A 12,436-nucleotide genomic window follows, 5' to 3' on the forward strand; every position below is an offset into this window, starting at 1 on the left:
TAAAAAAATGATAAAGCCGCGCCGATGGTCATAACGACTGTTGGCGCGGCTTTGTTTGTGAGTTTCTGGCTAATCTACGGTGAGAATGACGGAAAAAGCCTTGAAAAATACCGTTACGGTTTGCCCGGCCACAAGATTGATGGGGTTTTCCGGCCCACGGTTGCGCAGGGCGCAGACCTGACTGCCTTCGCCGAGCGCCACCAGAATTTCAGCCACCATTTCATCTTCCCGCACCCTTTCCACTACGCCGGTAAAGCAGTTCTCCGCCGGAGGAGAGCTTTTGGGCGAGAGTTCGCCCCCCTGCACCAGCACCCAGGGTGCCTTGATGCTGGCATTGACCAGCTTGCCTTCATTGAGGGCCAGGGTCTTGGCGCTTTCGTCCGTAATGAGCGAGGCCACACGCAGGCCGCCTGCGGTACGCAGCACCACTTCGACCAGCAGCCCGCTCTGGCGCAATGAGGTTATGCGCCCCTGAAAGACGTTGCGCGCACTGGTTTTCATGGGTCGCTCCCTTTGCAGTTGTTCGCGCAGCAGGCGTTTGGCCTCCTGCGGGTCGCAGCGGACAATGCCGCTCTGGCCGGGCGCGGATCGCCGGCCAAGAAAAATATCCACAACGGGCAGGGGCAGGCCTTGTCTGCCCAGCTCAAGGGCGCGGGTATGGCGCAGGGCGCGGGCGCTCAAAAGGCCTTTGGGCAGGCCGCAGGCAGCGCCGCACTGTTGCAGGCAGCGGCGCACATAACTGGCGTCGCAGCGCATGAGCTCGCGGGTTTCAGGAAACAGCGCCGGGTCTTCCAGCACACGCTTGAGGCGGCGGCTGATGGTAAGCGGCAGGGGAACCTCGCGACCGGGGGCATCGTTGCTGCCCGGCACATGGATAACGCCGTCCTGAAAATCAAGATGCGCAGGCATGATTTCAAAAATTTCCACAAGCCGCAGGGCTGCGTAGCGCAGCAGCATGAAAATCAGCCACATGCGCAGGCGAGGGCGCTTTTCGCGCGGGCCACGGGCAGCGCTGGCCCGTTCCCACAGCCATGTTTCCACGGCCAGAAGCTCGCGCGGGCTGATGCGCCCTGTATCCTGCAGCAGAGCGGCGGAGTCGCGCCGCATAAGGCGCTGGCGCAGCCATGCCCTGTCTGCGGAAGAGAGGGAGCGCAAAAGCGCGGCCATTTCCTCACGGTTTTTGTTTTTTTCCATGCTGATTCCCGTCAGTTTTCCTGCCTTATACAAGTAAAACCCTTTTGTTGTACAGTGTTCACGCTTTCATCAAAAAACGTGACTGTATTGCTCGCCCTCAAGGGTTCTGTACTGTTGATGTACAAACCGCGCTTCTGGCGCACGGAGGAATTTCATGAAAAAGACTGCATACGCTCGTGGGGCCTTTTGCCGCATAGCTTTGGCGCTGGGTTGCGTGGCCTTGCTCAGCCTTCCCGTTCAGGCTGCGGAAATAACCGTTTCTGCCGCTGCCAGCCTTACAAATGCCTTTAACGAAATCAAAGGCGTGTTTGAAAAGAAGCACACCGGCTTGCAGGTGCACACCAACTATGCTGCCTCCAATCCGCTGCTCAAACAGATTCAGGAAGGCGCGCCCGTAGACGTCTTTGCCTCTGCCGACCAGGGCACCATGGACAAGGCCGTGGCCGCCAAGGTTGTTGACCCCGCTACGCGGAAGGACTTTGCGCTCAACGACCTCGTGCTTATCGTGCCCGCTGGCTCCAAAAAGCCCGCCAAGCTTGAAGACATCAAGGCATTCAAGCGTATTGCCATCGGCAATCCCGATTCGGTGCCCGCCGGACGTTACACCAAGGACGCGCTGAACACCGCCAAACTGTGGGAAGCCGTGCAGCCCCAGCTTATCATGGGCAACAGTGTGCGTCAGGTGCTGGACTATGTAGCCCGTGGCGAGGTTGATGCTGGTTTTGTTTACCGTACAGATGCCAAGCAGCTTGCGGACAAGGTTGAAGTGGTCATGATTGTGGAAGGTCACGATCCCGTGAGCTATCCCATTGCCGTTGCCACCACTGGCAAGGATGCCAAGATGGGCCAGGAATTTCTGAACTTTGTGCTTTCGCCTGAAGGGCAGGCAGTGCTCGCCAAGTACGGTTTCTCCAAGCCGTAGTGCATGAAGGCGCGGCCCGTGCCCTTGCGCACCGGCCTGCAATGATGGATTGTGCTTACTGGCGGTTGCCGTTTTGGCAGAAGCGGCAACCGCCTTCAGTATTTTTTACGTATCAACGGATCAGTTCAGTGGCAGGGGGCAGAGTTGGAAATGGATTTTGACCTGGCGTTTATCTGGAGCCCGCTGGAGCTTTCGTTGCGCGTGGCAGGAGCGGCTACGGCTGTTTCCTTTGTTGTGGCAACGCTGGCGGCCTGGCGGCTGGCCCGCAAAAAAGGCCCCATGCCCGCCCTGCTGGACGCCCTGTGCTCGTTGCCGCTGGTGCTGCCCCCCACAGTGCTTGGCTACTATCTTATCTTGCTGGTGGGGCGGCGCGGCGTTTTTGGGCATGGGCTGGCAGAACTGGGCATCAATCTGATTTTTTCCTGGCAGGGGGCTGTGGTTGCAGCCACTGTTGTGGTTTTTCCGCTTATCTACAAGTCGGCCCGCGCAGCGCTGGAGCAGGTGGACAAACATCTGGAAGACGCGGCCCGCACGCTTGGGGCCTCGGAATGGAGGGTGTTTGTCAGCGTGTCTCTACCCTTGGCCTGGAAGGGTATTTTTGCGGGCATCATGCTGGCCTTTGCGCGCGGCATGGGCGAATTTGGCGCAACCCTGATGATTGCGGGCAATATCCCCGGCAAGACCCAGACTCTGGCCCTTGCCATCTACGATGCCTTTCAGGCGGGTAATGACCTCCAGGCCTCCTGGCTTGTGTTCATTACCTCCGCCGTGTGCGTGACCCTGCTGATGGCGGCGGAACTGCTTGTGAAACTCAAGAGGCGGCGCAGATGATCTCGTTGCGGCTGGTAAAAAGTTTCAGGAACGGGGTTACGCCCTTCAATCTGGATGTGCGCTACGATATCGGCGACGAGCACAAGTGCGCGGTGCTTTTTGGCCCTTCCGGTTCCGGAAAATCGCTGACCATGCAGTGCCTGGCGGGGCTGACAAAGCCCGATGCAGGCCACATCCGCATTGGCGACTGCACGTTGTACGATGATGCGCAGGGCGTGTTTGTTTCTGTGCAGAAGCGGCGTATCGGCTATATGTTTCAGGATTACGCACTGTTTCCACACCTGAGCCTGTTGCAGAACGTGGCCTATCCGCGCACGGGCTGCTGGCCCTGGAAGGTGCGCGGCGAGGAGCGCGACAAGGCGCAGGCCATGCTGGAACGCTTGGGCATCGGGCATCTGGCGGCCCACCTGCCCTCGCAGATATCTGGCGGGCAGCGGCAACGCGCGGCTCTGGCGCGGGCGCTCAATGCAGACCCCTTGCTTCTGCTGCTTGATGAGCCTTTTTCCGCCCTTGATCCTCTGCTGCGCGAACGCCTGCGCGAAGAACTGCTCGAACTGATGGATGACCTGACCATCCCTGCCGTGATTATCAGTCACGACCCTGACGATGTGGATACCTTTGCGGGCGGGCTTGTGCTCTATGACCGGGGCGGCGCGCGCACGGTGCCGGACTATGCAGATCTGCGCAAGGCTTTTGCCACAGCGGGCAAGTGTCTGCGGCATTTGCAGGAGCAGGCCTGGGCCTGTCAATCGGCCTGACGGCGTATCGCTCTTTTAAGCCGAGTGCAAAAAAAATAGCCGGTGGTGACAGTCTGCGAGGGAAAGGTGGGCTAATGCTGGCGGCGTTCTGCTACAGCATTTCCTGCGAGGATTTTGACATCCGTTTGACCATGTAAAGTTCGCTGTCGGCCCGTTTGAGCGCATCTTCAACAGACTCGTTCGCGCAGTGCCATGTGGCGTGCCCTATGCTGATGCCGATGCGCAGCATGAGGCCGTCGATGGAAATGGGCGCTCCCACATCCTCGCGGATGCGGTTAATTGTGCGCAGTATGTCTGGCGTGCCCCTGGTATGGCCGAGCAGGGCCAGAAATTCATCGCCTCCCAGCCGCACCAGCACATCATCCTTACGCAAGCAACGCGTAAGGCGCTGCCCCAGAATGGTCAGCACGGCATCGCCCACGTGGTGCCCGTGCGCATCGTTGACTGGTTTGAAGCCGTCCAGATCCATATACAGCAGTTCGACCAGCCCCTGGCTTTGCATCAGGCTGGGCATGGCCTCTTCAATGCGCGCAGCCAGACCGTGCCTGTTCAACAGGCCTGTGAGGGCATCGCGTTCTGCGGCATGCTGTATGCGGTTCCGGTCTTTTTCTGTGCGGGTGAGGTTTTCGACCAGTGTGGACAAGGAGGCTGAAAGTACCTCGATTTCGCGTATGCCCCGATTGCGCGGAATGGTGACGCGTTCGCCCCGGCTGAGCCTGTCTGCTGCTGCGGTAAGCGCCTTGAGGGGGGCAATGGTGCGCTGGGCAATGTATCCGGCAACCAGTGCGAACAGCACCGCCAGCAAGAGGCCAGCCACAAGAATGCGCGCCACAAGGCGACGCACGGGTTCGTAGGCGGCATCCAGCGATTGCCGCGCAACCACGCTCCACTGCAAGCCATCGTAGTCTTTAAATCCCGTGCAGCTTACTGCCGCGGTGAGGTAGGCAATGCCATCGGGCCATGTTTCTACGGCCCAGGCCGAAGTGGAGCGCTCAAGTTCTTGCAGCAGGGGCAGGGCCAGGGGCTTTTCAGTGTCGCCGCCCAGAATGACGCTACCGTCTGCACCTAGAACCATAATCTTGGTGTTAGTATCCGATCCTTCGCCCGAAAGGATGAATTCCTCAACCTCTCTGGCCCACGCCCAGCTCAGATGGGCTACCAGCACCCAGTCTTTCAGATCGCCCTCGCCAATGGGCATGCTGATGTCCACAAATTTCATCGGGGAGTTTTCTGGGTGGGGCAGCAGCTGGGCAAGCAGGGTGGCCTTGCGCACGTCGCCCACAAAGAGGCCGTTTTTGCCCTGGCGGAAGATGGCGCAGATGGAAAGATCTGCTCCTTCCAGCACTCCATCGGTGGCGACCAGAACCTTGCCCTGGGGATTCATGAGGCCGATCCAGGCAAAGGCGGGCATGGTGTCCTGCAACCGGTTCACGGCGGTGGATAGTTTTTTCATATCGCCGCCGATCAGCCCCACCGTGTGGCGCAGAGTGCCCACCTCCTTGATCCAGAACCACATGGACTGATCAAGGGCCTTGGCAAGGGATTGCACACGGTTGGTCAGCAGCAGGCCGCGTTCGTAGCGGGCCTCGCTGCTGGCTTCGCGCCCGGTTATGGCCGCAAGAAAGCATGATGACAGCAGGATAAGCAGCGTGAATGCCTCAATAAACTGCGCCTTGAGGCTGCGCGTGAATATGCGCATGGCTCCTCCTGCGAAGGGATGGCAGAAAAGCTGGTAAAGTATGCTGGTGATTTTGAAACCATACAGAAAATCAGGAAATAGGCAATGGGTTTAACTGTTCGCGCACTGCCTTTGTCAGGAAAATAAAAGGGGGGTGCAGACGCAATGCACCCCCCTTTTGCTATAGGGTTTGAGGAGAAGATGTTATTGGTTTTTTTATGAGAGATGCTTCAGGCCGCGCTGCCCAGCGCCGCTTCTTTGCGGTTGCGCTTTTGCCCGCGCCACATGCCGCCAAGGATCATGCCCGCGCCAACGAGTAATCCGGCGCACATGGTTATGAAGCTCACGACCTTGAGCAGATAGAGAATCCCCGGGCCCATCTGGATAAGCCCCAGCGCGCTGAGGTAGCCCGGCAGGGCGACAATGCGGCTTGCGGCAACAATAAGCATGATGGCGGCCATGACGTACTTGATCATGATGGGTTTGACGTAGGTGGTGCCGATGGCCCCAAGCTGCACGCCAAGCAGGGAGCCCGCCAGGATGATAAAGACGAGGCGGATGTCTATCATGCCGTGCATGGCCCAGTTGACCGAGCCGCACAGGCCCATGACAAAGGCTGTGACAAGTTCCGTGCCGGATGCAATGAGTCCGGGTACGCCGATCACATAGATAAGCCCCGGCACGCCCACGAATCCGCCCACGGCAATGGTGGCAGCCAGCATACCTGTGGCTATGCCCACGGGCAGGGTAAACCACAGCGAAATACGCAAGCCGGATTTGGGAAAGGACATCATGGGGGGCAGGTTGATAGCCTGCAACTTTTGGGCAAGGGGCGGCGTGCTTTCGTCATCCTCCTTGCCGGAATGGCTTGAGTGCAGGGCATCCTTGAGAATGTAGCTGCCCACCACAACGAGAACCACCACAAAGGAAACGCTGACGTAAAGATCAGACCCGGCCTGGCCCCATTTTTCCAGAATAAAACGCTGAATGCGGATGCCAACCTGTACGCCTATGCCAGCGGTTGCAGCGATAACCAGACCCAGTTTTACATCCACCTGACCGAAGCGGTAGCGCTTGATGGCGCCCACCATGGCCTTGGGGAACTTGTGGCACATGTTGCTGGCAACAGCCACGGCACCGGGCACACCCAGGCCCATCATGCCCGGCGTGAGAATAAAGGCCCCGCCGGAACCGATAAAACCGCTTACAAGCCCGCCCACAAATCCCACGGCCAGCAGAAAGGCCACGGAAACGGGCGTGAGTGTGATGAACTGGGACGGGTCAAGACTGAGCAGATCCATGTTACCTCCGGCTGGCAGGCTGCCTGGGCGTACTGTTGTGCGCTGGCGCAAGGCCAGGCATGCCGTCGCTGAACAAAAAAATTGAGCCGGGCGGCGCGGCCCGGACTTGTGAAAAACGGTCGGTTAGCCGTGAACCACGGCAGTGGTGTCCAGCCGGGGGGCAGGTGCGGCGCTCTGACGGCTCGCAACCTTTGCAGTGGGTTGCGCGCTCTTCTTTTGCATGCCGGTAATACCGCACAATTCCCAGAGCGCACCGGCAAAGTGACCGTGCACGTAAGAGAGCAGCAGCACCGAGGCGATGGGCAGGGCTGTCCACAGACCGCCCTTTGCGCACAGGGCGGCAAAGGCATCGGCATTACTAAAAGCCAGTACGTAAATGACAATGCTGCCCGCGCCATAAAGCAAGGTCTGCTTCAGCACCGTGTTTTCGCGCTTGCCGTTCAGATTCCACAAATCGTCTGTCCAGCCGGATTGCCCGGCATCGGCATACGCCACAGCGGTAAACCAGTTTTCCATCGTTTTTTGCAGGGTGTTCATGTCGGCCTCCTGCGTTTGTGACTACAACTATTGTGCCAAAAAGTTCAATCTGTAACATGCTGAATTTATATTAATTTATTTGTTACGCAATGTGTGGCATGCTGCCCCGTTACTGTTTCATTCTGACATGCTCAAACAGGAAAGGGCTGCAATGTGTTGCAGACCAGGGCTTGTCAGTTTTGTTTTATTTTTATACGCTGTTGCAAATTGAAACAGCGTCGGGCGCGGGTGTAAACTCTTGCGCCTGCGGGGGTGAGGCATGCTTCCGCATTTTTTCATATGGCATACCATTCGCGGCAAGATTGCCGTGGGCACGGGCCTGTTTCTGGTCATGCTGCTGCTTTTGGGCGGCATTGCCTGTTATGATCTGGGGCGCATCGACAGGGCAGCCCGCCTGATCGATATGGTGGACGACCTGCGCAGCGATGTGCTCGAGATGCGCAGGTACGAAAAAAATCTGCAACTTTTTCCCGGCAGAAAGGGCGACCTGCTTGCCCTGCGCAGTTTTGTGGAGCTGGCGCGGGAGCGGGCCACATCCGTGGGGCAGGATTATAACGCAGCCATGGGCCGCCGGGTGGGCGACGGCGCGCACCATAATCTCGACCTGTTGCTGGAAGGCATCGGTACCTATGAGGCCCTGCTGGAGGATCAGCCCACAGACGGCGCTGCGCTCACCGATCAGGGGCAGCGCCTTAGCGAGCTGGCTGATTCGGCGGTGCGCCGCATGCGTCAGGGCATTTTTACCGCCGTGGGGGATCTGCGCACTCAGCTGCTGGGGGCCATTGCGGCCCTGCTGGCCTGCGGGGTGGCCTTTGCCTGGCTCATAGGCAGGCATATCATGCGCGCCCTTGGGGCCATTGAAAGCGCCGCGCGCAGTGTTGGCGCGGGCATGCCCCTGCCGCCGCCCCCGCCGCAGCTTGAGGAAGAAGCGCGCCATGTGCTCCAGACGCTTGACGGTATGGCGGCGGAGTTGGAAAAGCGCCACGCCCTGCTGTTGCAGGAAAAAAAGCTGGCTTCTCTTGGCGTGCTGACCTCCGGCGTGGCCCACCAGCTGAATAATCCCCTCAACAATATTTCCGTTGGCTGTCAGCTGCTTGGCGAGGATGTCAACGATGCCCGGCAGGGGCTGCGCCCCATGCCCACGGCGGAAGACGTGACGGCGCAGCTGGATGAAATCCAGGCCGAGGTTGTGCGCGCCCGCGATATTGTGCGCGGGCTGCTGGATTTTGCGCGTGACCGGCCCTTTACCGTTGCCCTGCATGATCTTTCCGGTCTTGTGCGCAGAGCTGTGGGCCTTGTGCGGCACGACATGGGTGCGGCCGTGCGTATAACGGTAGACGTGCCTGAAGGGCTGCAACTGCCCGTGGACGCCCAGCGCATGCAGGAGGTGCTTATCAACCTCCTCCTCAATGCGGCACAGGCCATGAACGGCAAGGGCGAAGTGCATATCACCGCCTCTGTGGACGAACCGGCGGGTATGGCGGAACTGCGCGTGCGCGACTCTGGCAAAGGTATTGAACCCGAGAATCTTGGCCGGGTGTTTGATCCTTTTTTCAGCCTCAAGCCCGTGGGCGAGGGGACGGGCCTTGGTTTGTCCATAGCCTTTGGCATTGTGGGCAAGCACAAGGGAACGCTCGAAGTACAGAGCCAACCGGGGCAAGGGGCGTGTTTTACCGTGCGTCTGCCTCTTGCGGAACGGCATGACGCAGACGGTTCAGGAGCAGAGGCATGACTACGGAACGGTTCCGGCTTTCGGAGCAATCACCCGCACAGACAAACTCCGGCGAAGCTCGGCACGGGCACGGGCTTGACGCCGCGCAGCGGGCTGGGGGCGGTGGTCGGTTGCTGATCATTGACGATGAGCGCATGGCCCGCGCCAACCTTGCGCGCGCCCTGGAGCGCGGCGGGCATGAATCGGCTCAGGCGGGCAGCGGCGAAGAAGGCCTGAAACTGCTGGCCGAGCAGGATTTTGACGTGGTCATCACCGATATCGCCATGGCGGGCATGAACGGCATGGAAGTGCTCAAGGCGGTACGCTCCAGCAAACCGGATGTGGAAGTCATCATGGTCACGGGCTACCCGATGATTGAAAGCGCCGTGGAGGCCATGCGGCTGGGGGCCTTTCATTATCTGGCAAAACCCTATTCGCTGGAAGAAGCGCGCATGCTCGTGGCGCGGGCGCTGGAGAAGCGCCGCCTGCGTCAACAGGTCGTCCAGATGCGCGCCCAGCTTGAGGCCAGCGGCTCCGTGCCGGAAATGGTGGGCATGTCGCCAGCCATGTGCGGCCTGCGGCAGGCGCTCATGCGGCTGGCCCCCACAGATGTGGCCGTGCTGCTGCAAGGTGAAACAGGCACCGGCAAGGAACTGGCGGCCCGCACCATGCATGCCCAGAGCCAGCGGGCGCGTCGGCGCTTTCTGGCGATCAACTGTGGCGCGCTCTCGCCGGAGCTGCTCGAAAGTGAGCTTTTCGGGCATGAGCAGGGGGCGTTTTCCGGCGCGGTGCGGCGCAAGGAAGGTCTGTTTGAGGCCGCCAGCGGCGGCACGCTGTTTCTGGACGAGATGGGTGAAATGTCGGCGGGCATGCAGGTCAAGCTGTTGCGCGTCTTGCAGGAGCAGAACCTGCGCCGTGTGGGCGGCACCGTGGACATACCCGTGGACGTGCGCATTATCGCCGCCACCAACCGCAACCTTAAGGAAGAGGTGGAGGCCGGGCGCTTCCGGCGCGATCTGTATTACCGCGTGGCTGTGGTAACGCAGGAATTGCCGCCCCTGCGCAGCAGGGCTGAGGACATTCCCCTGCTGGCGCGGTTTTTTCTTGCGCGGCTGGCGGAGCAGGGCGGGGCAGTGCCGCTGGAGATTGAAGATAACGCCCTTGATGCGCTGCGGCAGTATCCCTTCCCCGGCAACGTGCGCGAGCTGGCCAATATTCTTGAGCGGGCGGCGGTGTTTTGCCCGCCGGGCGGCAGCATAGGGCTGGCGCATTTGCCTCCGGAAGTCTCCGAAGCGGCCGCCCCTCTGTCCGTCCGCAATCCCGGTTCTTCTTCTGTCGCCGTCCGGCAAGAGGATGCCGCCGCTGCAACCCCGGTTTGCCCCCAGGCAACAAAGCCATGTGCACCGGTGCCAGCCGCGCCAGCACCAGGCGCAGCGACCCCCCTTGTTCCGCTGGCCGAAATGGAAAAGCAGCACATCTTGCACGCACTTGAACTGGCGGGCGACAACCGTACTCTGGCCGCCGACATGTTGGGCATCAGCCGATCATCCCTGTGGCGGAAGCTGCGGGAATACGGCGTGTAACTCTGCGGCAGCGCGACAGCCCGATGCGTATTGTGCTGGCAGCGCACGTTCATGATTTTGCCTGTGATAATCCCGTGCGTGAATAAATATACTTGCCCGGTGCGCAGTATTTCACTTTGAAATGCAACAGAACTGAAATATAGTGATTCTTTGGAGAGAGCGAGTGAGCGAAAAGTTTTTTTATTCTGCACCGAGCAAGTGCATATTTTCAGCACGCGCAGCACGATGCAGGCAAGGTCTCTCACACTGCGCTTTCTGTATCTGTTTACCTTGGAGGAACCATGCAGGCACGTATGAAAGAACACCCCTTGACCACTGAACAGATAGATTCCCTGTTGGGCTCTGTTCAGGTTGGGCATCTGGCCACTCTGGGCGAAAATGGTTTCCCCTACGTAACACCAGTACATTTTGTGTTTATGAACGGGCATATTTACTTTCACGGGTTGGCAGCGGGGCAAAAGCTGAAAAACCTGCGCGCCGACTCCAGGGTCTGCTTTGAAGTTGAAGGACAGCATTCATTTATTCAGGCAGATGTCCCCTGCGACACCAATACCGCCTATCAGAGCGTGATCATTACAGGCAACGCCGCTGTAGTGAATGACCGGGCCGTAAAAATCGCCGCTCTTGACGCCATTGTGGCCAAGCACACGCCCCAGCACGCAGGTGCGGCTTACCCTGAAAATATGCTTAAAATGACGGCAGTGGTTGAGATTAAGATTCAGGAAATCACTGGCAAATATTATTCCTGACGCGGCTATTGGCTATGCGAAAATAAAAACAGCCCAATGCATCAGCATTGGGCTGTTTTTATACTAGACGCGGGCTTGTTGCAGATGTTGCCTTGCCAGCGTGCTCGTGGCAGTTCGGCAACTCAGTTTCGCGCCGACGGCTAGGCAGCTTCCTCAAATCTCTTGCGGGAGGTGCCGCGCGTATTCCGTTACAGCGTGCGTCTACAGTTTTTTGGCAATGATGTAGCGGGGCCTCTGGCGCACTTCAGTAAAGACTTTGGCAAGATATTCACCAACCAGCGCCATGCAGAAAAGCTGCACAGAGCCCAGCAGCAAGACTACAATAATCAGTGATGTCCAGCCCTGAATGGTTTCGCCCATGACGTATTTGAGCAGGGAAACACCGCTGAAGGCCAGCGCCGCCAGCATGCAGAGCATGCTCATAAGGCCCGCAATGCGCAGGGGCGCAACGCTGCATGCCGTAATGCCCTTCCAGGCAAAAGACACCATCTTCCAGAAAGGATACTTGCTTTCGCCAGCCATGCGGCATTGGCGCACGTAGAAGACCTGCGCGCTTTTAAAGCCGAGAGCCGGAAAAATTCCGCGCAGAAAAAGTGAATGCTCGTGAATTTCGTCCAGCGCTTCCAGCACGGGGCGGGCCACAAGTCGGTAGTCGGCATGGTCGGGGATCAACGGCACCTTGAGCCAGCGCATGAATCCGTAAAACAGGTGCGCAGTGCGCCGTTTGAAAGGCGTATCAGTGCTGCGGTCGTTACGCACGCCGTAGACGATATCGTTGCCTTCCATATAGCGGTCAATCATTTCAGGGATGGCGGCAATGTCATCCTGCAAGTCGGCATCAAGGCTGATGATGCAGTCCACGCTCATGTCGCGCGCCGTGACCATGCCCGCCCAAACGGCGTTCTGGTGCCCTGCATTGGCGGCAAAGCTTGCAGCCCGGCAAAAGGGATCACTTGCGTGCCGTTCTTCAAGCAGCTCCCAAGTGCGGTCACGGCTGCCATCGTTCACATAGAGGGCAAAACTCTCCGCATGCACACGGCCCTGTTCTTTGAGGTCGGTCAACAGACCGGCCAGGGCATCAAGGGTGCGCGGCAGGGTTTCCTCTTCATTATAGCAGGGTACAACCAGTGCCAACAATGGGGCGGTGCGGGACAAGGCTTATTCCTCCATGC

General features: G+C 59.1%; 11 protein-coding genes. 6 read left to right on the plus strand and 5 right to left on the minus strand.

The annotated features are described in order from the left end of the window. Positions 1 to 69: 69 nt before the first annotated feature. Positions 70 to 1,194, minus strand: coding sequence for a TOBE domain-containing protein (locus ACUZ9P_RS05605; protein ID WP_022659873.1), 1,125 nt, complete (start codon positions 1,192 to 1,194; stop codon positions 70 to 72). Between the two features lie 154 nt (positions 1,195 to 1,348). Between ACUZ9P_RS05605 and modA the strand changes: the two genes are divergently transcribed. The 3 genes from modA (at position 1,349) to ACUZ9P_RS05620 (ending at position 3,705) form a co-directional block, all read left to right on the plus strand. Beyond that, entirely contained in the window at positions 1,349 to 2,116 is a 768-nt protein-coding gene (gene modA, locus ACUZ9P_RS05610) for a molybdate ABC transporter substrate-binding protein (RefSeq protein ID WP_449248972.1), read from the plus strand. Positions 2,117 to 2,266: 150 nt separating this feature from the next. Further along, positions 2,267 to 2,947 (plus strand): molybdate ABC transporter permease subunit, encoded by a 681-nt coding sequence (modB, locus tag ACUZ9P_RS05615; RefSeq protein WP_449248973.1) that lies wholly within the window; start codon positions 2,267 to 2,269, stop codon positions 2,945 to 2,947. Further along, positions 2,944 to 3,705, plus strand: coding sequence for an ATP-binding cassette domain-containing protein (locus ACUZ9P_RS05620; RefSeq protein WP_449248974.1), 762 nt, complete (start codon positions 2,944 to 2,946; stop codon positions 3,703 to 3,705). The genes modB and ACUZ9P_RS05620 overlap by 4 nt, the downstream gene beginning before the upstream one ends. Positions 3,706 to 3,796: 91 nt before the next feature. On the opposite strand, the gene ACUZ9P_RS05625 is transcribed toward ACUZ9P_RS05620, so the two are convergent. From ACUZ9P_RS05625 to ACUZ9P_RS05635, 3 genes are all read right to left on the minus strand, one after another. Then, positions 3,797 to 5,404 (minus strand): diguanylate cyclase domain-containing protein, encoded by a 1,608-nt coding sequence (locus ACUZ9P_RS05625; RefSeq protein WP_449248975.1) that lies wholly within the window; start codon positions 5,402 to 5,404, stop codon positions 3,797 to 3,799. 209 nt (positions 5,405 to 5,613) lie between these two features. Next, positions 5,614 to 6,684 (minus strand): sulfite exporter TauE/SafE family protein, encoded by a 1,071-nt coding sequence (locus ACUZ9P_RS05630; protein WP_449248976.1) that lies wholly within the window; start codon positions 6,682 to 6,684, stop codon positions 5,614 to 5,616. A gap of 123 nt (positions 6,685 to 6,807) precedes the next feature. After that, positions 6,808 to 7,221: a hypothetical protein gene (locus ACUZ9P_RS05635; RefSeq protein ID WP_449248977.1), complete on the minus strand. Its 414-nt coding sequence runs from the start codon at positions 7,219 to 7,221 to the stop codon at positions 6,808 to 6,810. 259 nt (positions 7,222 to 7,480) lie between these two features. Between ACUZ9P_RS05635 and ACUZ9P_RS05640 the strand changes: the two genes are divergently transcribed. The 3 genes from ACUZ9P_RS05640 to ACUZ9P_RS05650 all read left to right on the plus strand — a co-directional run bounded on the left by ACUZ9P_RS05640 (position 7,481) and on the right by ACUZ9P_RS05650 (position 11,264). Beyond that, positions 7,481 to 8,953 carry a sensor histidine kinase gene (locus tag ACUZ9P_RS05640; RefSeq protein ID WP_449248978.1) on the plus strand — a complete coding sequence of 491 codons (1,473 nt, stop codon included), beginning with the start codon at positions 7,481 to 7,483 and terminating at the stop codon, positions 8,951 to 8,953. Beyond that, positions 8,950 to 10,515, plus strand: a complete 1,566-nt coding sequence (locus ACUZ9P_RS05645) for a sigma-54-dependent transcriptional regulator (protein ID WP_449248979.1) — start codon at positions 8,950 to 8,952, stop codon at positions 10,513 to 10,515. Before ACUZ9P_RS05640 ends, ACUZ9P_RS05645 begins: the two co-directional genes overlap by 4 nt. A gap of 281 nt (positions 10,516 to 10,796) precedes the next feature. After that, positions 10,797 to 11,264, plus strand: coding sequence for a pyridoxamine 5'-phosphate oxidase family protein (locus ACUZ9P_RS05650; protein ID WP_449248980.1), 468 nt, complete (start codon positions 10,797 to 10,799; stop codon positions 11,262 to 11,264). A 201-nt stretch (positions 11,265 to 11,465) separates the two neighbouring features. On the opposite strand, the gene ACUZ9P_RS05655 is transcribed toward ACUZ9P_RS05650, so the two are convergent. Next, positions 11,466 to 12,419 carry a glycosyltransferase family 2 protein gene (locus ACUZ9P_RS05655; protein WP_449248981.1) on the minus strand — a complete coding sequence of 318 codons (954 nt, stop codon included), beginning with the start codon at positions 12,417 to 12,419 and terminating at the stop codon, positions 11,466 to 11,468. Positions 12,420 to 12,436: the final 17 nt, after the last annotated feature.

This window comes from Desulfovibrio intestinivivus (assembly GCF_053570665.1).